The organism is Pseudaeromonas sharmana (assembly GCF_042649925.1).
In the GTDB taxonomy this organism is placed as follows: Bacteria; Pseudomonadota; Gammaproteobacteria; order Enterobacterales; family Aeromonadaceae; genus Pseudaeromonas; species Pseudaeromonas sharmana.
The window spans coordinates 208,384-229,718 of sequence record NZ_JBHSAF010000001.1 but is presented as its reverse complement, the minus strand read 5'-3'; the positions used below and the strand labels follow the sequence as shown (position 1 = coordinate 229,718).

19 protein-coding genes and 1 pseudogene are annotated in these 21,335 nt (G+C 59.8%); 18 read left to right on the top strand and 2 right to left on the bottom strand.

What is annotated here, in order from left to right:
• The first annotated feature begins 31 nt into the window (after window positions 1–31).
• The 14 genes and pseudogenes from rsfS to ACFOSS_RS01005 all read left to right on the top strand — a co-directional run bounded on the left by rsfS (window position 32) and on the right by ACFOSS_RS01005 (window position 13,869).
• Window positions 32–373: a ribosome silencing factor gene (gene rsfS / locus ACFOSS_RS01070; protein WP_377150024.1), complete on the top strand. Its 342-nt coding sequence runs from the start codon at window positions 32–34 to the stop codon at window positions 371–373.
• A gap of 2 nt (window positions 374–375) precedes the next feature.
• On the top strand, window positions 376–846 hold the full coding sequence (gene rlmH / locus ACFOSS_RS01065) for a 23S rRNA (pseudouridine(1915)-N(3))-methyltransferase RlmH (protein ID WP_377150022.1): 471 nt from the start codon (window positions 376–378) through the stop codon (window positions 844–846).
• 3 nt (window positions 847–849) lie between these two features.
• Window positions 850–2,791 (top strand): annotated as a pseudogene (mrdA, locus tag ACFOSS_RS01060) (penicillin-binding protein 2).
• 43 nt (window positions 2,792–2,834) lie between these two features.
• Window positions 2,835–3,932, top strand: coding sequence for a rod shape-determining protein RodA (gene rodA, locus ACFOSS_RS01055; protein WP_377150020.1), 1,098 nt, complete (start codon window positions 2,835–2,837; stop codon window positions 3,930–3,932).
• A gap of 14 nt (window positions 3,933–3,946) precedes the next feature.
• Window positions 3,947–4,912 carry a lytic murein transglycosylase B gene (gene mltB / locus ACFOSS_RS01050; RefSeq protein ID WP_377150019.1) on the top strand — a complete coding sequence of 322 codons (966 nt, stop codon included), beginning with the start codon at window positions 3,947–3,949 and terminating at the stop codon, window positions 4,910–4,912.
• Entirely contained in the window at window positions 4,902–5,657 is a 756-nt protein-coding gene (locus tag ACFOSS_RS01045) for a septal ring lytic transglycosylase RlpA family protein (protein ID WP_377150017.1), read from the top strand. Before mltB ends, ACFOSS_RS01045 begins: the two co-directional genes overlap by 11 nt.
• Before the next feature lie 148 nt (window positions 5,658–5,805).
• Window positions 5,806–6,696 (top strand): septal ring lytic transglycosylase RlpA family protein, encoded by an 891-nt coding sequence (locus ACFOSS_RS01040; protein WP_377150014.1) that lies wholly within the window; start codon window positions 5,806–5,808, stop codon window positions 6,694–6,696.
• A gap of 178 nt (window positions 6,697–6,874) precedes the next feature.
• Window positions 6,875–8,047: a serine hydrolase gene (locus ACFOSS_RS01035; RefSeq protein WP_377150637.1), complete on the top strand. Its 1,173-nt coding sequence runs from the start codon at window positions 6,875–6,877 to the stop codon at window positions 8,045–8,047.
• Between the two features lie 112 nt (window positions 8,048–8,159).
• Window positions 8,160–8,429 (top strand): DUF493 family protein YbeD, encoded by a 270-nt coding sequence (gene ybeD / locus ACFOSS_RS01030; RefSeq protein ID WP_377150012.1) that lies wholly within the window; start codon window positions 8,160–8,162, stop codon window positions 8,427–8,429.
• 42 nt (window positions 8,430–8,471) lie between these two features.
• Window positions 8,472–9,158: a lipoyl(octanoyl) transferase LipB gene (gene lipB / locus ACFOSS_RS01025; RefSeq protein WP_377150010.1), complete on the top strand. Its 687-nt coding sequence runs from the start codon at window positions 8,472–8,474 to the stop codon at window positions 9,156–9,158.
• Entirely contained in the window at window positions 9,155–10,120 is a 966-nt protein-coding gene (gene lipA, locus ACFOSS_RS01020) for a lipoyl synthase (RefSeq protein ID WP_377150008.1), read from the top strand. Before lipB ends, lipA begins: the two co-directional genes overlap by 4 nt.
• Before the next feature lie 182 nt (window positions 10,121–10,302).
• Window positions 10,303–11,040 (top strand): SanA/YdcF family protein, encoded by a 738-nt coding sequence (locus ACFOSS_RS01015; RefSeq protein ID WP_377150005.1) that lies wholly within the window; start codon window positions 10,303–10,305, stop codon window positions 11,038–11,040.
• Between the two features lie 72 nt (window positions 11,041–11,112).
• Window positions 11,113–12,663, top strand: coding sequence for a nitric oxide reductase transcriptional regulator NorR (gene norR / locus ACFOSS_RS01010; protein WP_377150003.1), 1,551 nt, complete (start codon window positions 11,113–11,115; stop codon window positions 12,661–12,663).
• A gap of 108 nt (window positions 12,664–12,771) precedes the next feature.
• Entirely contained in the window at window positions 12,772–13,869 is a 1,098-nt protein-coding gene (locus ACFOSS_RS01005) for an alkene reductase (RefSeq protein ID WP_377150001.1), read from the top strand.
• 100 nt (window positions 13,870–13,969) lie between these two features.
• Here the strand turns inward: ACFOSS_RS01005 and ACFOSS_RS01000 are convergent, their stop codons facing one another.
• Window positions 13,970–14,956, bottom strand: coding sequence for a diguanylate cyclase domain-containing protein (locus tag ACFOSS_RS01000; RefSeq protein WP_377149999.1), 987 nt, complete (start codon window positions 14,954–14,956; stop codon window positions 13,970–13,972).
• Window positions 14,957–15,243: 287 nt separating this feature from the next.
• Window positions 15,244–16,416: an MFS transporter gene (locus tag ACFOSS_RS00995; RefSeq protein WP_377149997.1), complete on the bottom strand. Its 1,173-nt coding sequence runs from the start codon at window positions 16,414–16,416 to the stop codon at window positions 15,244–15,246.
• A gap of 111 nt (window positions 16,417–16,527) precedes the next feature.
• Here ACFOSS_RS00995 and ACFOSS_RS00990 point away from each other — a divergent pair, with 111 nt between their 5' ends.
• The 4 genes from ACFOSS_RS00990 (at window position 16,528) to ACFOSS_RS00975 (ending at window position 21,329) form a co-directional block, all read left to right on the top strand.
• Window positions 16,528–17,424, top strand: coding sequence for a LysR substrate-binding domain-containing protein (locus ACFOSS_RS00990; protein ID WP_377149995.1), 897 nt, complete (start codon window positions 16,528–16,530; stop codon window positions 17,422–17,424).
• A 62-nt stretch (window positions 17,425–17,486) separates the two neighbouring features.
• Window positions 17,487–18,254 (top strand): hypothetical protein, encoded by a 768-nt coding sequence (locus ACFOSS_RS00985; protein ID WP_377149993.1) that lies wholly within the window; start codon window positions 17,487–17,489, stop codon window positions 18,252–18,254.
• Between the two features lie 173 nt (window positions 18,255–18,427).
• Entirely contained in the window at window positions 18,428–20,089 is a 1,662-nt protein-coding gene (gene hcp, locus ACFOSS_RS00980; protein WP_377149991.1) for a hydroxylamine reductase, read from the top strand.
• Between the two features lie 130 nt (window positions 20,090–20,219).
• Window positions 20,220–21,329, top strand: a complete 1,110-nt coding sequence (locus tag ACFOSS_RS00975; protein ID WP_377149989.1) for a flavin reductase family protein — start codon at window positions 20,220–20,222, stop codon at window positions 21,327–21,329.
• Window positions 21,330–21,335: the final 6 nt, after the last annotated feature.

Here is a 21,335-nt window from a genome sequence, read left to right as displayed (position 1 = left end):
TGAATCAGCGCTTATCCGACGGAGGCCACTCTTGCAAGGTCCTGCACTGCATGCATTTATTGCCGACAAGATAGACGACATGAAAGGCCGCGACATCGTTACCCTCGATGTTCGAGGCAAATCCAGTATCACCGACTGCATGATTATCTGCAGCGGCAACTCCAACCGCCATGTGCGCTCAATTGCCGAGCATGTTGCCGAAGAGCTGCGCCACGCCGGACTGATGCCCCTTGGCATGGAAGGACAGGATGTCGGCGAGTGGGTACTGGTGGACATGGGAGATGTGATTATCCATGTGATGCAGGATGACACGCGTCAGCTGTACCAGTTGGAAAAACTCTGGAGCGGTCATTTCAACGAGGCGGCCGCCTGAGCATGAAGATCCAGCTCATCGCCGTCGGCACCAAGATGCCGGATTGGGTAACCCGTGGTTTTGAGGAGTACCAACGCCGTTTTCCGAAGGATATGCCTCTGGAGCTAGTGGAAATCCCCGCCGGTAAACGCGGCAAGAATGCCGATATCGCCCGCATCCTGCAAAAGGAAGGCGAGCTGACCCTCGCTGCGGCGAGTAAAGGTGCGCGTATTGTCACGCTGGATATTCCCGGCAAGCCTTGGACCACGGAACAACTGGCCACTCAGCTTGAAGCCTGGAAGCTGGATGGTCGGGATGTGGCGTTGCTGATTGGCGGGCCCGAAGGACTGGCACCGGAGTGTAAAGATCTGGCGGAGCAAAGCTGGTCGCTCTCCCCCCTCACACTGCCTCACCCGCTGGTACGCGTCGTCGTTGCCGAGAGCCTGTATCGGGCCTGGAGCATCACGGCCAATCACCCGTATCACAGGGAGTAAGGCATGGTGGGGCAACGCATTTCGATCAAGGACAATCACGCCGAAGCCGCCCTGTTCCGGCGTCGGGCCTATGCCGCCATGGCCGGCGTCTGCGTACTGACCTTGATGCTGTTCGCCAACTTGTATGTGGTGCAGATTATCCATCATGACGACTACCAGACGCGCTCCAATGATAACCGCATCAAGGTCGTCCCCGTTGCCCCCCCTCGCGGCCTGATCTATGACCGGAATGGGGTCTTGCTGGCCGAAAATCGTCCGGTGTTCAGCCTGGAGATAGTACCGGAGCAGATGGATGATCTCCCGGCCAAGGTCGATGAGCTGGTCACGCTATTGGGCCTGGACGACGAGGACAAGAGCCGTTTTCTCAAGGAGGCCAAGCGCCATCGCCGCTTCCAGCCGATTTCGCTCGCCGACAAGCTGAGCGAGGAGCAGGTCGCCATCTTCTCGGTAAACCAGTACCGTTTCCCCGGCGCCAGCATCGAAGCTTATCTGACCCGCTACTATCCGTTTGCCGATACCATGACCCATGCCCTGGGTTATGTCGCCCGCATCAATACCAACGATCTGAAAAAACTTGATGAACAAGGCAAATTGGCCAATTACGCCGCATCTCGGGATATTGGCAAGCTGGGCGTCGAGAAATATTACGAAGACCTGCTACATGGCCAATCTGGTTATCAGGAAGTCGAAGTCAATAACCGAGGACGAGTCATCCGCACGCTGAAATACCAGCCCCCTGTCGCGGGTAAAGATCTGACCTTGACCATCGATATCCGCCTGCAGCAAAAAGTGCAGCAGCAATTGCAAGGTCAAAGAGCAGGCCTGGTGCTGATGGACCCCGGCAGTGGCGCCGTGCTGGCACTGGTCTCCACCCCAAGCTACGACCCGAACATGTTCGTGCGCGGCATCCGTAGCAAGGAGTACGCCGCGCTGCTGGATGACCCGGCGCGCCCGCTGATCAACCGGGTCAGCCAGGGTGGCTACGCTCCGGCGTCGACCGTCAAGCCGTTGCTGGCCATCATGGGCTTGAATGAAGGGGCGATCACCCCCTACAGCCGCTACTTCGGCGGCCCGTTCTTCCAGTTGCCAGGCTCCAGCCACAAGTTTCGCGACTGGAAAAAATGGGGGCACGGCTGGCTGGATGTCTACCGGGCCATCGAAGTCTCCGCAGACACCTTCTTCTATGACCTGGCCTACCGCACCGGCATAGACACGATGAACAAATACATGACGGCATTTGGTTTTGGTCAGTATTCGGGACTGGATTTGTACGAAGAGACACGCGGTGTCATGCCGTCCCGTGAGTGGAAACGAGCCCGCCGCCACCAGATGTGGTTCCTCGGCGACACCATCTCGGTGGGTATCGGCCAGGGCTACTGGACCGCAACCCCGATCCAGCTGGCGCGAGCCCACAGCATCCTGACCCAACATGGACAGAATGTGATTCCTCACATGCTCAAGTCGGTCAAGGAGGGGGATGGCCATCAGGAGCCCTACCGCGAACCGACGAACAAGGCGCTCGAGGTCAAGGACGACAGCTACTGGAAAGTGGCCATGGAGGGCATGTTCCGTGTCATCAATGGTCATGAGGGGACCGGTCGTCGCGCCTTTGCCAACACCCCCTACAAGGCCGCTGGCAAATCCGGGACCGCTCAGGTCATCAGTATCAAGCAAGATCAAAAGTACGATGCCAAACGCGTGAAGGCGGAACACCGCGATAATGCACTCTTTGTCGCGTTTGCCCCCTATGAGGCCCCCAAAGCCGTGGTTTCGTTGATCATGGAAAACGCGGGCGGCGGCAGTGCCAATGCCGCCCCGGTGGCCCGTGCGGTACTGGATGCCTATTTGCTCGACTCATCCGCCAGTGCGGCGGCCCCCACCGACACCACAGGCGAAGCCAGCAACAGCGCGCCCCAGGCGACGGAAGCCACCAGCAACCCGGTAACCGATGCTCCCATCCCGGTTCCAGCCAATCCGGAGGATGATTGATGAACGCTCCGAACCGCTCGCTCTGGCAGCGCTTCCATATTGATCTGCCCTTGCTGATGGGCCTGCTCGGACTCTTGTGTGTCAGTCTGGTTGTGCTCTACTCCGCCTCCGGCATGCATCCTGAAATGCTGGGGCGGCAACTGATCCGGACCACCATGGCATTCGGGTTGATGATATTCATGGCGCAGTTCCCGCCGGCATTTTATGCCCGTTGGGCACCGCCGGCATTTGCGGTGTGCGTGGTGCTGCTGGTGTGTGTCATGATCTTTGGCCACATCGGCAAGGGTGCCCAGCGCTGGCTGGACCTGGGATTCATCAAGTTCCAGCCGTCTGAATTCCTCAAGATCATCATGCCGATGACCATTGCCGCCTATCTGTGTCGGCACGCACTCCCGCCGACGTTCAAACAGGTCTGCATCGCACTGTTACTGGTCTTCATTCCGACGCTGCAGATTGCCGAACAACCGGATTTGGGCACCTCCATCCTGGTCGCCGTCTCGGGTTGCTTTGTCATCTTCCTCGCCGGCATCAACTGGTACCTGATCCTGGCCGCGGTCCTGGCCCTCGGCGCCTTCCTGCCGGTGCTCTGGTTTTTCCTGATGCACGACTATCAGCGGCAGCGGGTATTGACGTTCCTTGACCCCGAAACCGATCCGCTGGGAACGGGATACCACATCATCCAGTCCAAAATTGCCATCGGCTCCGGAGGCCTGTTTGGTAAAGGCTGGCTCAACGGCACCCAGTCGCAGCTGGAGTTCCTACCAGAGCGCCATACGGATTTTATCTTCGCGGTGTTCAGTGAGGAGTTCGGTCTGATCGGTTTCGTACTATTGATGAGCCTGTACCTGTATGTCATCGCCCGCTGCATGAGCATCAGCCTCAATGCCCAGGGCTCCTTCGAGCGGCTGCTGGGCGGCGCACTGACCTTAACCTTCTTTTTCTACATTTTTGTCAACATCGGCATGGTCAGCGGCCTGTTGCCGGTGGTTGGCGTACCGCTGCCCCTCGTCAGCTACGGCGGCACATCGATGGTGACACTGGCGGCCGGTTTCGGCATCCTGATGTCGATCCAGACCCACCGCCGCCTGCTGGCCTGAACGACGGAGAAAGAATGCGCGTTGTTATCTTGTTGTTATGGGGGATGAGTCTGCCTCTGGCCGCCGCCGAGCTGAGCGCCGACCATATCACCCGGTTGGAACAACTGAGCAGTGAGCTGGACATTCCCGCTACGCAGCTGGCCGCCGGGGTTGAGCAGGCACAATTTCGCCAAAGCGTTCTCGATGCCATACAACGGCCATGGGAAGCCAAGCCCTGGTACCAGTACCGTCCGCTGTTCATCACTCACGACCGGATCGAACAGGGTGTCCAATTCTGGCGCCAGCATGCATCACTGCTGGACCGCGCGGCGGCACGCCTGCAGGTTCCAGCTGAACTAATCGTCGCTATCATCGGCGTCGAGACCCACTTCGGCACGCGAATGGGTAACCATCCGGTGCTCGATTCGCTCTATACCCTGGGCTTCCACTACCCCAAGCGCGCCGCCTATTTCAGCAAGGAGTTCGCCCAGTATCTGCGCCTGGCACAGGAGCAGGGTTGGCCGCTGCGCGAACCGATGGGCTCCTACGCCGGCGCCATGGGCATGGGCCAGTTTATGCCGACCAGTTACCTGCATTATGCCGTCGATTTCGACGGTGATGGCCATCGGGATCTCTTCCATAACCCGGCAGATGCTATCGGCAGCGTCGCCAACTATTTTGCCGAGCATGGCTGGCAATATGGTCAAGCTGTCGCCTATCCGGCCCGGGTCAGCGAACCGGTACCGGCGTCGGTGCTGACCGATAAACTCGAGCTGGTTCACACCTGGCAGCAGCTCAGTGCCGCCGGTGTGAAGCTGGACACACAACTGCCTGCCGACACCGCGGTGAAATTGCTTAAACTGGAGTTGGCACAAGGCAGTGAATACTGGGTGGTGCGCCAGAATTTCTATGTCATCACCCGCTATAACCGTAGTCCGCTCTATGCCATGGCCGTTTATCAGTTAAGTCAGGAATTGGCGCGCGCATACCATGCAAATTAGAGTTCTTTGTATCCTGTTGCTGCTGACCGCCTGCAGCCAGACCGCTCCTATACATAACACCCAGGCCCCGGCCACGCCTCCCGCCAACGAGAGCGCTGTCGGTGGGGTAACACCGCGCTTTGAGCCGCCCAGTCGCATCGGCAACAAGGACTACCAGGTCTTCGGCCAAGACTACAAAGTGTGGAACGGCATCGAACACTATGTCGAAGAGGGTACTGCCTCCTGGTATGGCCCCGGTTTCCACGGTCTGTATACCTCAAATGGCGAGCTGTATGACCAGGAATCGATTTCGGCGGCGCACAAGAATTTGCCGCTGCCGTCCTACCTGAAAGTAACCAATCTGGATAACGGTCAGGCTATCGTCGTCCGGGTTAACGATCGCGGCCCGTTCCACGGAGACCGGATCCTGGATCTCTCCCATGGTGCAGCCAGCCGGCTGGGCATAGTGAAACCCGGTACCGCCCGCGTCAGGCTGGAACTGGTCAAGGTCCCGCGCCCAGCCAACGCCGATGAGATCATTGCCCGCCACGAGGCGAGAACCATCCAGCTGATGGCTACCAACTCGGCGAGCAAAGCCGAAGCGGCCGCCTCGGACCTGCGCAAGGAGTATGGCGATGCGGTGCGCATCGTCAGTGCCAATACGCTATTCCGGCTGCAGGTTGGTCCTCTGGACAAGGCCAGCGCCGAGGCGGCATTGCGACGGCTGCGCAGCAGCGGCTACCAGCAGGCGTTCTTTATCAATTGAAAAGGTGTCATGCGGATCGCAAACTGCTTGTGCGGATCTTGACCAAACCGCATCCTGTGCCGACACTTGCAGGCCGATGTATCTTATCGCCTGTGGCTGAGGACGCCCTGCGGCGGCAACCAGACCCCATTAACATGGAAGCAGCAGAATGAAGGGAATCATACAGTGGATGTCGACCGCCATGATACTGGTCGGCCTCAGCGGGTGTGTGACCGAAGTTCACGAATACCGCACCCGGATCTCCACCCCCAAGATTACGGTGGAGAACGATAGCAGCCCCGGTTTCCATTTCCGTACTGTCGCCAGCCCCTTGCCGGACGCCGAACAGCAAGACAACAGCCGCTTTGCCCAACGCAAGGATTATGGTCGTCTCGATCCGGCCCTGATTCCGGTCGCCGGCGTGGTTCCGCAATTCGAGCCCTACAGCCGGATTGGCAATGGGGATTATGAGGTGTTTGGCCAACCCTACAAGGTGTGGCGCGATATCGAGCAGTACAGCGAGGAGGGAACCGCCTCCTGGTATGGCCCGGGGTTTCATGGCCGGCTGACCTCCAACGGTGAGGTCTATGATCAATATGCTATCTCAGCAGCACACAAAAATTTGCCCATTCCCTGTTATGTCCGGGTAACCAACAAGGAAAATGGCCGTTCACTGATCGTACGGATCAACGATCGCGGCCCCTTCCACGACAATCGTATTCTCGATCTGTCATTTGGCGCGGCGCAACGGCTGGGCATTGTCGGCCAGGGTGTCGCTCAGGTCAGACTGGATCTGGTTCATCCACCACGTCCGGCCAATGCCGACCAAATCATCGCCAAGAGTCAGGCCAAGACGATTCAGCTGCTGGCCACCGACTCCGCCAGCCGTGCGCGGGAAGAGGCGAGCCGTTTAAGCCAGAAATTTGGCACCCCGATTACCATCGTCAATGCAAACCAGATGTACCGGCTACACATGGGACCCATGGCACCACAGCAAGCCGATGTCATGTTGACGGTGGTGCGGGATGCCGGCCTGCGCCAAGCCTATTTCGTTTATTGATCACTGACTGTGCAGCACAGTCGGATCAAGGGCTGCCATTAGCAGCCCGTTTTGCTATAGTGGCAACCCTCGCGAACAGGTCCGGCCGATGATCCGGGCCAACATATCAAGGATCACGACGTTGAAACTGGCAAAAACCTTTCTCTTCTGCAGCGCGTTTACCCTGTCCGCTGCCGTGATGGCGGCCGATGTCGTCCCGACACCGGATGCTCAACCGACGCTCGACCCGAAGCCGATGCCGGCTCCAGCCCCTATCGCTCTGCCGAGCCCGCCGCAGATCGCCGCCAAGGCATTCCTGTTGATGGACTACCACACAGGTCAGGTACTGATCGGCAGCAATGAGCACGAGCGCCTGCCGCCTGCCAGCCTGACCAAGATGATGACCTCCTACGTCATCGGTCAGGAGTTGAAATCAGGCCGCATCAAACCGACTGACATGGTGACCATCAGCCAGAATGCCTGGGCCAAGAATTACTCCGACTCCTCGAAGATGTTCATCGAAGTCGGCAAGCAGGTCAGCGTCGAGAACCTGAATAAAGGCATCATCATTCAGTCCGGTAACGATGCCTGTATCGCCATGGCCGAACACGTTGCCGGCTCTGAAGACTCCTTTGCCAGTCTGATGAACCAGTGGGCCAAGCGCCTGGGGATGAACGAAACCCACTTCGTTAATGCCCACGGCCTGTATGACCAGAACCACTACTCCAGCGCGTATGACATGGCTCTGCTGGGCCGAGCCCTGATCCACGATCTGCCTGAAGAGTATGCGATCTACTCGCAAAAGGACTTCACCTTCAACGGTATTGTCCAGCACAACCGCAACCGCCTGCTGTGGGACAAGAGCCTGGCTGTCGATGGCATCAAGACCGGCCACGTCAGCGAAGTGGGTTATAACCTGGTTGCGTCTGCAACCGGTCCGGACAACATGCGCCTGATCTCCGTCGTCATCGGTTCCGGCAGCGAGGCGCAACGCGCCGAAGAGAGCAAGAAGCTGCTGACCTACGGCTTCCGCTTCTACCAGAACGTGACGCCGTACAAGGCTGGGGCGGCACTGGCAACCCAGCGCGTCTGGATGGGTGACAAGAGTGAAATCCAGCTCGGTACCGCCGAAGAGATCAATCTGGTGGTCCCGCGCAACAGCGCCAGCAAATTGAAGGCCGATTTCCAGTTGAAAGGCGAGCTGGACGCCCCCATCAAGAAGGGAGAGAGCGTCGGCACCATCTACCTGAAACTGGATGGCAAGGACGTAGCCCAGTACCCGCTGGTGGCGCTGGAAGAGGTTAACGAAGGCAGCCTCTTCAGCCGGTTGTGGGACTATCTGGTCCTGTTGTTCCAGCGACTGCTCTCCTGATAGCGGCAGGCAGCAAATCCAGACACAACAGGCCCTGCATTGCAGGGCCTGTTTATTGGCACTTTTACTATTCTTGGCGGTCTAATTCGCCAAACCACGAAGAGAGAAACTTATGGCCCTCAATACCAAGTTTGATGAGTTGCTGGACTTTCCCTGCCAGTTCCCGTTCAAAGTCCTGGGCGTTGCCCACCCAGAACTCGCCGATCAGGTGATTGGTGTACTGCAGCTACATGCACCGGGCGACTATGTCCCCACCACCAAACCCAGTGCCAAAGGTAACTACCTGTCGGTTACGGTCACGGTAACGGCCACCAGCAAAGAGCACCTCGAGACCATGTACGAAGCGCTGGGTCAGCTGGAGCTGGTTCGCGTCGTATTGTGATCCCGATCGCTGTGGCTGGTATTCGCCTGCCCTGTGGGTATAATGTGTTCCGCTGTTAACAAAAGGGAAACATGCGTGCAACCGGCTCCTCTCATCATCCGTCATCTGGGATTGCAGCCCTACCAGCCGATCTGGCAGGCAATGCAGACGTTCACCGATCAGCGTGATGCCTCGACGCCGGACGAGATCTGGCTGCTGCAACATGAAGCCGTCTTTACCCAGGGACAAGCCGGGAAAGCAGAACATCTGCTGCACAGCAGCGCAATTCCAGTCGTGCAATCTGACCGCGGCGGCCAGATCACCTACCACGGCCCAGGTCAATTGATCGCCTATCTGCTCATCGACCTGCGCCGACGCGGGCTTGGCGTGCGTGATGTTGTCACCGCCATTGAAGCCGCCATCGTCGCGCTGCTGGCAGAAGACCATATTCAGGCCTATCCCAAGGCGGATGCCCCTGGCGTCTATGTCGCCGATGCCAAGATTGCCTCGCTGGGGCTCCGGATCCGACGTGGCTGTTCGTTTCATGGCCTGGCGTTGAACGTGAACATGGATTTGACGCCATTCCAACAGATCAATCCCTGTGGCTATGCCGGCCTGGCGATGACCCAGACCGCCGATCGCGGGGGCCCGCAACAGGTCGAGGAGGCGGCTGCCCGCCTGCTGCCTCACCTCTGCCGTCATCTGTCCATTCAGGAATGGGCAGACACAACTCAAGAGCTGACCTTATGAGTAAAACCGTACGCGTTGAAGCCGGTATCAAGCTGCGTGATGCCGACAAGATGGCCCTGATTCCGGTCAAATTCATGCCGGATGCTGACGAAGCTCCGCTGCCGAAACCAGACTGGATGCGTATCCGTCTACCGGCCAGCAGCGAGAAGATTCAGGCCGTCAAAAACATCATGCGCAAGAACAACCTGCACTCGGTCTGTGAGGAAGCCTCCTGTCCGAATCTCGCAGAGTGCTTCAACCACGGCACGGCGACCTTTATGATCCTCGGCGCCATCTGTACCCGCCGCTGTCCATTTTGCGATGTGGCACACGGCCGGCCACTGACTCCGGACAGTGAGGAGCCGCGCAAGCTGGCTCGCACCATCGCCGAGATGAAGCTCAAATATGTGGTGATCACCTCTGTGGATCGTGATGATCTGCGTGATGGGGGGGCCCAGCACTTCGCCGACTGCATTGCCGCCATCCGTGAGGAGTCGCCTGCCACCCGTATCGAGATCCTGACCCCCGATTTTCGCGGGCGCATGGAGACAGCGCTGGAGATCCTCAAGCTCAATCCACCGGACGTGTTCAACCATAATCTGGAAACCGCTCCCCGTCTGTATCGTACCGCCCGCCCTGGCGCCGATTACAAGTGGTCGCTGGAACTGCTGCGCCGTATGGGTGAGCAACACCCCGGCCTGCCAACCAAGTCCGGCGTCATGATGGGGCTCGGTGAGACCAACGAAGAGATTGTTCAGATACTCAAGGATTTGCGTGCACATGGCGTCACCATGCTGACCCTGGGACAATATCTGCAACCCAGCCGTCACCACCTCCCGGTGAAACGCTATGTGCCACCGCACGAGTTTGACGAGCTCAAGCAGATCGCGCTGGATCTCGGCTTTACCCATGCCGCCTGCGGCCCGTTCGTGCGCTCCTCCTACCACGCCGATCTGCAGGCACAGGGCAAGGAAGTCAAATAATCCCCCACCGGAGGCTCAGCCTCCGGTTTGCTTTCCGCGCGCCAGATTGCCGTATTTTCCATCAATCACAGTCGAAACCCTCGCTGCTGGCTGCGGGACGGTTTACCCGCTGCCGCGTGGATAGTAACCTAACCGTGTTGATGACCATGCGCCTTAGCCTGTAGCGGATCTCGGTTAGACAGATGACAGAGCCCATTCCAACCCCGCCTGATACCCCGGTCACTCCCGGTGGTTGGTTGCGGCTGCGCGCCAGTCTGCTCCGCCCGCTGCGCACCAGACGTCACCTGTGGCGCTGGTTGCTCTCCCTGTGTGCCAGTCTGCTGCTCGTTGTCATCAGCCTGGTATTGCTGGCCGACTATCTGATTGCGGATATGCGTCGCTTCACCTACCAGGATGTCACGCAAATTCCCTACAACAAGGTCGCCGTGGTGCTGGGCACCTCCCGCTATTTTGCTGATGGATCGCCAAATGACTACTTCCACAACCGTATTGCGGCGGCGGCCAGCCTGTATCAGCATGGTAAAGCCAGCTATTTTCTGGTCTCAGGTGATAACGCCACCCTGAGCTACAACGAGCCGCGCGAGATGCGCCGGGCGTTGATTCGAGCCGGCATCCCGGCCGAGCGCATCTACAGTGACTATGCCGGTTTCCGCACCCTGGACTCTGTGGTGCGCGCGCGTGAGGTATTTGGCCAGCAGAGTTACACCCTGGTCTCCCAGCAGTTCCATAACGAACGCGCCCTCTATCTGGCACGCCATTTCGGCATTCAGGCCATCGGGTTTAATGCCGCGGATGTCAGCGCCTACAGTGGTTTCAAAACCCGGTTGCGTGAGTTGCTCGCCCGGGTTCTCTGCCTGCTGGATGTCTACCTGCTGGACAAGCAACCGAAGTTTCTCGGTAAGCCCGAACCTATCGGCTAAAAATGGTGCATTGCCACTACATCATTGAGTAACATGGGCCACCTCTTGGTCATTAAGACTCACGTTATGCCGATGAAACCCCCATTGCGCGACCAGGCCTGGCTGCAAATTGCCGTGGGTCTCTCCACTTCCATGCCGGGCGAGCTGCAATACCAGCGACTTGTGGAGTCGATTTGCAATGTGTTGCCCTGTGATGCCGTTGCCCTGCTGAAATTACAAGAAGGTGAGCTGAGCCCCGTTGCTACCTATGGTCTGGCGCCGGAACTCATCGGCCAACGCTTTCGTCCGGCCGAGCATCCGCGCTTGCAGCGCATCCTCAGCATGCGGGAGCCCGTGCGCTTTCCCGATGATGCCGGTTTGCCGGACCCCTTTGATGGCTGGCTGGCCATCGATACCGAACGTAATGCCGATGTCCATGCCTGCATGGGCTGCTCGCTGTATGTCGATCAGCAGCTGGTCGGCGTCTTGACGCTAGATGCCTTGACCCCGGGAGCCTTTGATCAGATCGACGACATGACCATAGCCGCCTTTGCCGCCCTCGCCGCCGCAACCTTGCGCAATGTCGCACTGATCCGTGCACTGGAGCGCAGTACGGAACAACAGCGCGCACTGGCTCGTGAGCTGGTCCAGGAGGCGCAGCGCCGCGAAGGCGAACTGATTGGCCGTAGCCCCGAACTGCAGAAATTACGCGAAGAGATCCGGCTCGTCGCGGCCACCGATCTGGCGGTGTTGATTACCGGTGAGACCGGCACCGGCAAGGAGCTGGTCGCGCGCACCCTGCATGCCCAGTCCCGCCGGCACGATCAGGTGCTGGTGCACATCAACTGCGCCGCCTTACCGGAATCGATAGCCGAAAGCGAGCTGTTCGGCCATATCAAGGGCGCCTTCACGGGGGCCACCCAGGATCGCGCCGGTAAATTCGAGCTGGCGGATGGCGGGACCCTGTTTCTGGACGAAATCGGCGAGCTGCCGCTGGCGTTACAGGCCAAATTGTTGCGCGCCTTGCAACAAGGCGAGATCCAGCGCGTTGGTTCCGATCGCCTGTTGCGCGTGAATGTCCGCCTGATTGCGGCCACGAATCGCGATCTGGCGCAAGAGGTGGCTGCCGGTCGTTTCCGGGCCGATCTTTACCATCGTCTAAAAGTCTATCCGCTTGCCGTGCCGGCCCTGCGCGAACACAAGGGCGACATCGACCTGCTGTGTGGCTATTTCCTCGATCAGGCACGCAGCAAGCTTGGCTTGCAACAAATTGGCCTGCATCCCCTGGCGCTGGCGCGGCTACAAGCCTACGACTGGCCTGGCAACGTCCGGGAATTGGAGCACCTGCTACTGCGCGCCAGTCTCAAAGCCGCACGCGAAGCCTCGGATCGCCCCTTGATCCGGGCGCAGCAGCTGGACCTCCCCGATGAACCGCCGCCAACCATCGCGGCTAACCTACAACATACCAGGCCGGATACGCTGCCGGAGACCTCGTTACGGGATGCCGTGGATGCTTTCCAACGCCAGTTGATCTGTCAGGTTCTCGAGGCACACCACGGCAACTGGAGCGCCACAGCCCGGGCGCTGGAGCTGGATCGTGCCAATCTGAACCGCTTGGCCAAACGCCTAGGCTTACAGTCCTGAGGGTTTATTGCTGCATAATTTGCAGCAATCTGTTGAGCTGAAGAGGGTTTTTCCGACCGTGGTACGGCGCTAGAGTTGCGCTATTCCTGTGACCCGATGGAGCACCTCATGTCAGAAGATTGCCTGTTCAGCCCACTGCGGCTCGGCCATTACCAGTTACCGAACCGCATCGTCATGCCTCCCATGACCCGTTCCCGTGCCGGCCAGCCGGGCGATGTCGCCACCCCCTTGATGGCCGAATACTACGCTCAACGAGCTAGCGCAGGCCTGATCATCGCCGAGGGGACCCAGATATCCCCTCTCGGTAAAGGGTATGCGTGGACACCGGGTATCTATAGTCCGGAACAGGTGGCTGGCTGGAAACAGGTCACCACAGCGGTTCACGCCAAGGGCGGGCTTATTTTCGCCCAGCTATGGCATGTTGGCCGGGTCACGCATCCGGATAACATCGGCGGCCAACAGCCCATCTCGGCTTCGGCACTGCGAGCCGAAGGTGTCCGGGTGTTTGTCGATAATGGCAGCCAGGCGCCGGGATTTGTCGAAACCACCCTCCCCCGTGCGCTGAGCCGGGATGAAATTGCCGACGTCGTCGCCGAATTCAGGCGCGCGGCGCGCAATGCCATGGAGGCGGGTTTTGATGGCATCGAATTGCACGGTGCCAATGGCTATCTGATCAACCAGTTCCTCGATTCCGAGTCCAACACCCGCGACGATGAATACGGTGGTTCACTCGAGAATCGCCTGCGCTTTCTCGATGAAGTGACACAAGCCGTCTGCGCTGAAATCGGCGCCGAGCGTGTCGGTGTGCGTCTGGCCCCACTGACAACCCTCAACGGCACCGTCGATGCCGATCCCGAAACCACCTATACCGCCGCCGCTCGACTGCTGGGTCAGCACCAGATCGCCTACCTGCACATTGCCGAAGCCGATTGGGACGATGCCCCCACCATGCGAGTTGAGTTCAAGCAGGCATTGCGGGCCGCATTTCCCAACGTGCTGATCTACGCCGGGAAATATGATGCAGCGCGAGCACGTGCCGCTATCAGTGACGGTTGGGCGGACCTGATCGGTTTTGGTCGCCCGTTTGTCGCCAATCCCGATCTGCCAGAGCGTATTCGGCAAGGGGCGCCATGGGCACAACATGACCCCGCCACGCTGTTTGGGGGCGGAGCCAAGGGCCTGACCGACTATCCGTGTCTCGATTAATGCCGCAATCGCCGCGCCGACGCCATGCCCGTAGCAAGATGGGCATGGCGCTTTTTCCATTCAGCGCCAGCGTTCGGGAGACCGCACATCAGCGATGGGGTTACATGTTGATCCACTGATAACCCAACTTGCCCTGTTGCTTGGCCTGATACATGGCACGATCCGCTGCCTCCAGCCCTTGCAGGAAGGTTGGCGGCCGTTGCCAGAGCGCAATGCCGATGCTCATGCCGACATGCAGATTACAGCCCTGTTCCGGCTCATACACGGCACTGCGGGTCAGCAGTTGCTCGGCCAGGCGGCTGACTTGCGGCAGGCTGACATTGGTGTCCAGGTAAACCACGAACTCATCGCCACCATAACGACCACAGATAGCGCCATCTGGCACCATGCGCTGCAACCATTCGGCCACTTGCAGCAGAACCCTGTCACCACGAGCATGCCCCAACTGGTCGTTGATGACCTTGAAATCATCTAAATCGATAAATAGCAACGCGCCTGGTACCGGATTTTTCATCCGCGCCTGAACCAGGCGTGAAAATGCCTGTCGGTTGTGCAGCCCGGTCAGGGCATCCGAGTCAGCCTGCAGCGCCAGACGGCGTTCATACTCCTTGCGCTGGGTAATATCGATGTGGGCTCCCATGACACGCAGAGGTTTGCCTTGGCCATCCCGTTCAATGACCCGGCCGCGATCCCATAACCAGGTGATTTGACCATCCGCAGCCACAGTGCGGTATTCCGCCTCATAAAACGCGTAAGTCCCCTGCAGATGACCGTAATAGCAATCGAGGGTGTATTGCTTGTCTTCCGGGTGCAATTTGGCTTGCCACACATCAAAATGCGGGGCCATATCGCCTCGTTGGAAGTTCTGCAGATTAAACACCGTCAACTCGCCGCTCTGCACCATGCCTTGCCATAGGCACAGGCCAGTGCCGTCCAATGCGGCATTGAGTTTCTCTAGCAACAGCTGGTTTTCCCGGCACAGCTCAGCGTTATAGGCGCTCAGGTGGGCCAGTTCGCGCTGCAACGCCTCAATGCGCTCTACCAATTGCTGCGCTGACGCATCCTGATATGGATCACGCACACTCATCCCGACTCCCGAGCACGAACCTGTTACCGACGCACATTCCAGTTCACTTACGCATTCCTCTCGCCAGAAAGCCATTTCATGTCGCGAAATTGTGGCTATTGTGCTGGCAAGTGACGGTCATTCTGTCCGATCGCCGCTATCTTGTCAGCCACCCTGCTCGGTAAAAGTTATATGTAAACCGACAATACTCCCGTTATTCCGAATCGACATGCACCCATCCGGATTCAGACGGATCGCAACGACGCCAGCACTGGGCTGGCGTCGAATGTGGTTTGAGGAGGCAAGGCTTAGACAGGCTGGTGTTGCAATCGCAGTTTCCGCTTAGGTGCACAGGTTAATAACCATGCCAATGACACTATGACGGCACCAATCCAGGGGGTATTGGCCAACCCCAGATGCTCGACTGTCATGCCGCCGACCATGGAGCCCAAAGCGATACCGATATTGAAAGCCGCGATATTGAGCCCGGAGGCCACATCAACGGCTGCGGGAGCATACCGCTGTGCCTGCTGCACCACCCGTACCTGCAACGCCGGCACATTGCCAAAGGCGAAGGCGCCCCAAATCAGCACGGTCAGCGCCGCCAGCCAGGTATGGTGCGCAGTGAAGGTCAGCAGCAACAGTACCAGCGCCAATCCGGCGAACAGGCGCCGCAGTGCAACAACCGGCCCCAGCCGATCAGCCAGACGGCCGCCCCACAAGTTACCGAACGCAACAGAGACACCGTAGCCCAGCAACAACAGGCTGACCTGATTGGGTGTAAAGCCGCTGATTTGCTGCAGGATCGGCGACAGGAAAGTAAAGGCAGTAAAGGTGCCACCATAGCCGAGCGCGGTCTTGGCATAGACCTTCAGCAACGGACGTGCCGTCAGCACCTGGAGCTGTTCACGCCACACCGGCGGCGCACTGTGTGCCAGTTTGGCTGGAATCAGGCAGGCCGAGCCAATTAACGCCAGCAGACCCAGACCGGAGACCACTAGGAAGGTCTCACGCCAACCATAGTGTTGGCCAATCCAGGTGCCTAGCGGAACCCCCGTTACCAAGGCGACGGTCAGGCCGGCAAACATGATGGCGATGGCACTGGCCGCCTTGTCGCGGCTGACAAGCCCGGTTGCGATGGTCGAGCCCACCGAGAAAAACACACCGTGCGCCAAACCGGTCAATACCCGCGCCACAATCAAGGTGCCATAGCCGGGCGCCTGCCAGGCCAGCAAATTACCGAGAGTAAACAGCAGCATCAGGGCCAGCAGCAGCGTTTTACGTGGCAGCCGTCCAGTCAGCGCCGTCAACACCGGCGCGCCCACGGCGACCCCGAGGGCGTACAGGCTGACCAGCAGCCCTGCCGACGGCAAGCTGACCTGTAATTGCTCGGATATGGTCGGGATCAGCCCGACAATCACAAATTCAGTGGTGCCTATCGCAAAGGCACTGAGGGTTAAGGCAAATAATGCCAGCGGCATGAGATTCTCCTTGCAAAAGTCTGTCGAGATAGTGGTTTCCGCGAGTATGCCGCTGGGCTTTGATGGCAAAAATGACTATAAAGACATAAAACAATTGCTAATGGAGCAATAATGCAGAGTCATTCCGATGAACTGGCGCTGTTTGTCGCCGTGGTCGAGGCCGGTAGCTTTCGCCAGGCTGCCGACAATCTGGGCATCGACAATTCAGTGGTCAGTCGCGGCGTAAAACGCCTGGAGCAGAAACTGGCGACCCAGTTGCTTAATCGCACGACGCGCCGCCTGACGCTGACCGATGAGGGAGAGTGGTTCTACCGGCGTGCCGTGACGATTCTCAGTGACATGGCCGACGCGGAGAACCAGTTGTTATCCCGGCGCCAACAACCCCAGGGCACGCTCCGGGTCGACGCCGCCACGCCATTTATCCTGCATCAGCTGGTACCACTTATCGGCGAATTCCGCCGTCGCTACCCGGCCATCGAGTTGCAGCTGGAGAGCTCTGATGGCTTCATCAATCTGCTGGAGCGCCGGGTCGATGTGGCCATTCGTATCGGCGAGCTGGCCGACTCGTCGCTGCGCGCCCTGGCGCTGGGCCGCTCGCGGCTACGCATCCTGGCCGCCCCCGAATATCTGGCCCGTTGCGGAACGCCGGTACTGCCGGCCGATCTGGTCGATCATCAGTTGCTGGGTTTCAGCACCAGCGACAACCTGAACCTCTGGCCGCTGATGGGCGAACACGGGGATCGACTCCCCATTCAACCTCAACTGAAAGCCAGCAGTGGTGAAACCTTGCGTCAGCTGGCGCTGGCAGGCGCCGGGCTGGTCTGTCTCTCGGATTTCATGACCAGGGCGGATCGAGCCAGCGGCGCCCTGGTCGAGGTGCTGGCTCGCAGCAACAGCGGTGCCTCGCGCCCGATCCACGCCGTCTTCTATACCGACGCCCAGCGCGATCCGCGCTTGCGTGCCTGGCTGGATTTCCTGCGCGAGAAGCTGTTGCCCGGCAACCTATAGGCAGTGACATTGCATCGCCGTCTATACTCTAGCCAGACAGACAGGATGGATGGAGCCTGACCATGAACATCACTCTGCCAGCCGCCCTGTTGGCGTGGGGACTGTTGACGGTGCTGACGGTGGATGCCAAAGAGTGCTTGTTGCACCTGGGGTTCAATGACGAGCCCATCCCTCCGTATATCGAACGCAGCGTGCCGAGCGCAGGCCCACGCGGCACGGCCTTCGCGCTGGTCGATCTGGCCGCCCATCAAGTCGGATGTCAGATTTTTTGGCAACCCATGCCCAGTTTGCGCGTGCTGCATGATGCCATCGGCGGCGAAATCGACGGAGCCCTGTTCTACTCCTGGACGACTGAGCGAGCCCGCCAACTCGTCTTTCCGATGCGCCATGGCCAACTCGATCCAGGCCGGCGGTTGGCAACACTTAACTATGTGCTGTATCGCCGACTCGGCAGTAACGTGCAGTGGAATGGTGTGCAGCTCACGCCCCAAGGCTGCGCCGTGGGTTACAACGAAGGCTGGTCTGTGGTCGACTATCTCAGCCAATTCCGCATGAATGCCCATGCCGGGAAAGGGGCCGAGGCGCTGCTCAAGTTGTTAGCCAAAGGGCGTCTGTGTGCCTATGCGACGCTGGAAGAGGCCGGCGATGCGGCCATTGCCAGACAGAGCGGCCAGTTTGAGAAGCTCTCGCCACCGCTGCTGCGCAAGGATTACTACCTGCTGTTCAACCCAACCTATTACCAGGCTCATCAAGCCGAGGTCGAAGCCTTATGGAGCCGGATTGGTGCCTTGCGCGAGTCCCTGGCGACGTCCGCGCCCGGGTCGAAATAACTCTCCGAGTCAGTTTGACAACACCGATAGGTGAGTCGATATGACCCACGGCACGCCACAACCTAAGCAAACATCTGATTTATAAGAATAAAATTATTGGCACGCACCTTGTAATAACGATTTTTGTCTACGGGTTCAGCCCCGTCTTAATCGTCTTATCGCAAGGAGTCGCCATGTTTTGCGTGCAATGTGAACACACCATCCGTACCCCGGTCGCCACCGGTTGCAGCTATGCCATGGGCATGTGTGGCAAGACCAGCGAAGTCTCCGATCTGCAGGATGTGCTCATCTATCTGCTGCAGGGTGTCAGCGCCTATGCGCTGAAAGCCCGCACCTTCGGCATCATCGACCGCACCATCGACGCCTATGTCTGCCAGGCCTTCTTCGCCACCCTGACCAACGTTAACTTCGACAGTGACCGCATCCTGGCCTTCATCAGCGAGGCCCAACAAGCCCGCGCCAGCTTGAAAGAGCGTTACGAAGCCGCCTGTGTCGCCGCCGGTCAGCTGCCGGATCTGGCCACCGGGCCGGCCGCCGTCGAGCTGACCAGCGAGAAGGCCGCGTTGCTGGCCTGGGCGCCAACGGCCGCCGTCAACCGCGGTGCGGCGGAGGTGGGTGCCGATATTCTCGGCCTGCGTCTGCTCTGCCTGTATGGCCTCAAGGGCGCCGCCGCCTACATGGAGCACGCCCGCGTGCTCGGCGAGCAGGATGATGCCATCGGCGCCGAATTCCACGCCATCATGGCCTGGCTGGGCACGGATCCAAGCGATATGCACGAGCTGCTCGGCTGCGCCATGCGCATCGGCCAGATGAACTTCAAGGTGATGGCGATGCTGGACAAGGGCGAGACCGACACCTTCGGCCACCCCGAGCCGGTCCAGGTCAACGTCAAGGCGGTTAAGGGCAAGGCGATCCTGGTCTCCGGCCACGACCTGCACGATCTGCAGAAGATCCTCGAACAGACCGCGGGTACCGGCATCAATGTCTATACCAATGGCGAGATGCTGCCGGCCCACGGCTACCCGGAGCTGAAGAAGTACCCGCATCTGGTCGGTAACTACGGTACCGCCTGGCAGAACCAGCAAAAAGAGTTTGCCGCCTTCCCCGGCGCCATCGTCATGACCTCCAACTGCATCATCAATCCCGATGTGGGCAACTACAAGGATCGCATCTACACCCGCAGCATCGTCGGCTGGCCAGGCGCGACCCACCTCATCGGTGACGACTTCTCCGCAGTGATCGCCAAGGCGCAATCCCTCGACGGGTTCCCGTATGACGAGATCCCGGCCTACACCAGCACCGGCTTTGCCCGCAATGCGCTGATGGCGGCCGCCCCGGCGGTGATCGAGCAGGTGAAGGCCGGCAACATCAAGCACTTCTTCCTGATCGGCGGCTGTGATGGCGACAAATCCGAACGCAGCTACTACACCGACATGGCCAAGGCGGTGCCGGAAGACTGCGTGATCCTGACGCTGGCCTGCGGCAAGTTCCGCTTCAACACCCTGGAATTTGGCGACATCAACGGCATCCCGCGCTTCCTCGATGTCGGTCAGTGCAACGATGCCTACTCGGCGATCCAGCTGGCCATCGCCCTGGCTAACGAGTTCGGCTGTGGCGTCAACGAACTGCCGCTGTCGCTGGTGCTCTCCTGGTTCGAACAGAAGGCCATCGTCATCCTGCTGACCCTGCTCTCGTTAGGCATCAAGGGCATCCGCGTCGGCCCGACGGTACCGGGCTTCCTGACACCGAACCTGCTGGCTTACCTGCAGGAGAACTTCGATCTGAAGCTCATCGATAACGTGGAGAAGGATCTGGCCGACATGCTGGCCGCCTGATGCATTCGGGCGACGCTGCGCAGCCGGGGACAACCCGCTCCGGCCACGCACGCCGCCCTGTTCTTCGTTTGCCCTGTTTTTCATTCGCCAACGTTGTCCTGGATGGCATCGCCATCCAGCGAGGGATCCGATGACCGAATTAGCCCCCCTGCTGCAGGCTCCCTACTGGAGCCACGGTGAGCGCCAGCTGATCTGCACGGCGCGTCACGACGAGACCCGCGACGGCGATACCGTCACGGCGACCACTTTCACGTTCCAGACCGCCCCCCAGGCCAGCCGTTTTCATTACCTGCCGGGCCAGTTCCTGCTTATCAATGTGCCCATCGATGGCCAGACGCACAGCCGCGCCTATTCGCTCTGCTCGGCGCCGACCCGCCCCCATGCCCTGGCCATCACGGTCAAGCGCGTCGCCGCTGGTCGCGTCTCCAACTACCTGATCGACACGCTGCAACCGGGCATGACGCTGGCCGCCTTGCCGCCCCAGGGACAGTTCCACCTGCCGGCCCAGTTGCCATCGGCACTGCTGCTGTTATCCGCCGGTAGCGGCGTCACGCCGATGATAGCCATCACCCGCACGCTGCGCGATCTGGGGCTGCAGACGCCAGTCCATTTTGTCTACAGCGCCCGCCACGCCGGCGATCTGATCTTTCGCGACGAGCTGCTGGCGCTGGCGGCTGCAGACCCGCACTTTCACCTGACGCTGCTGCTGGAAAGCCTGCCGGATGCACCAATGCCGCTGGCCGCGGCGCGTCTGGTGGCGGGCCGCCTCCAGGCCGGGCTGTTGGCCGAGATCACCGCCGGACTGGCTGATTATCAGATCTACCTGTGTGGCCCCTCCGGTTACATCGATGCCGTGCACGCGCTGCTCGCCGACCCACGCTACGCCGACGTGCCCCTGTACGAGGAGCGTTTCAGCGCCGCGACGCTGACGTCCAACGCTGCGGCGACAGCGCCCAATGCAGCGCAAGCTGGCGCCCACTTCGCCCTGAGCGTCCCGGCCTTTGGCACTGACAGCACCATCGCCGCCGACGAGACCCTGCTCGACGCGCTGGAGCGTGAAGGGTTGCCGATCATCGGCGCCTGCCGTGCCGGTGTCTGCGGCAGCTGCAAGTGCAAGGTCGAGGCCGGTCGCGTCGAGAGCAGCAGCACGCTGGCGCTGACGCCTGACCAGGTGGCCGCGGGCTATGTGCTGGCCTGCTCGAGCAAGGCCAGAAGCGATCTGCAACTGGCGCTCGGTTAATCCCGG

Bases quoted from the DNA above. Each gene is read 5' to 3' on its own strand.
- ACFOSS_RS01015 (WP_377150005.1), top strand. From the start codon at position 10,303: ATGACAGAGCCCATTCCAACCCCGCCTGATACCCCGGTCACTCCCGGT.
- rodA (WP_377150020.1), top strand. From the start codon at position 2,835: ATGAACGCTCCGAACCGCTCGCTCTGGCAGCGCTTCCATATTGATCTG.
- ACFOSS_RS01045 (WP_377150017.1), top strand. From the start codon at position 4,902: ATGCAAATTAGAGTTCTTTGTATCCTGTTGCTGCTGACCGCCTGCAGC.
- rlmH (WP_377150022.1), top strand. From the start codon at position 376: ATGAAGATCCAGCTCATCGCCGTCGGCACCAAGATGCCGGATTGGGTA.
- ybeD (WP_377150012.1), top strand. From the start codon at position 8,160: ATGGCCCTCAATACCAAGTTTGATGAGTTGCTGGACTTTCCCTGCCAG.
- ACFOSS_RS01040 (WP_377150014.1), top strand. From the start codon at position 5,806: ATGAAGGGAATCATACAGTGGATGTCGACCGCCATGATACTGGTCGGC.
- ACFOSS_RS00985 (WP_377149993.1), top strand. From the start codon at position 17,487: ATGAACATCACTCTGCCAGCCGCCCTGTTGGCGTGGGGACTGTTGACG.
- hcp (WP_377149991.1), top strand. From the start codon at position 18,428: ATGTTTTGCGTGCAATGTGAACACACCATCCGTACCCCGGTCGCCACC.
- ACFOSS_RS01035 (WP_377150637.1), top strand. From the start codon at position 6,875: ATGGCGGCCGATGTCGTCCCGACACCGGATGCTCAACCGACGCTCGAC.
- ACFOSS_RS00995 (WP_377149997.1), bottom strand. From the start codon at position 16,416: ATGCCGCTGGCATTATTTGCCTTAACCCTCAGTGCCTTTGCGATAGGC.
- ACFOSS_RS01005 (WP_377150001.1), top strand. From the start codon at position 12,772: ATGTCAGAAGATTGCCTGTTCAGCCCACTGCGGCTCGGCCATTACCAG.
- lipA (WP_377150008.1), top strand. From the start codon at position 9,155: ATGAGTAAAACCGTACGCGTTGAAGCCGGTATCAAGCTGCGTGATGCC.
- ACFOSS_RS00975 (WP_377149989.1), top strand. From the start codon at position 20,220: ATGACCGAATTAGCCCCCCTGCTGCAGGCTCCCTACTGGAGCCACGGT.
- mltB (WP_377150019.1), top strand. From the start codon at position 3,947: ATGCGCGTTGTTATCTTGTTGTTATGGGGGATGAGTCTGCCTCTGGCC.
- ACFOSS_RS01000 (WP_377149999.1), bottom strand. From the start codon at position 14,956: ATGAGTGTGCGTGATCCATATCAGGATGCGTCAGCGCAGCAATTGGTA.
- lipB (WP_377150010.1), top strand. From the start codon at position 8,472: ATGTGTTCCGCTGTTAACAAAAGGGAAACATGCGTGCAACCGGCTCCT.
- norR (WP_377150003.1), top strand. From the start codon at position 11,113: ATGAAACCCCCATTGCGCGACCAGGCCTGGCTGCAAATTGCCGTGGGT.
- ACFOSS_RS00990 (WP_377149995.1), top strand. From the start codon at position 16,528: ATGCAGAGTCATTCCGATGAACTGGCGCTGTTTGTCGCCGTGGTCGAG.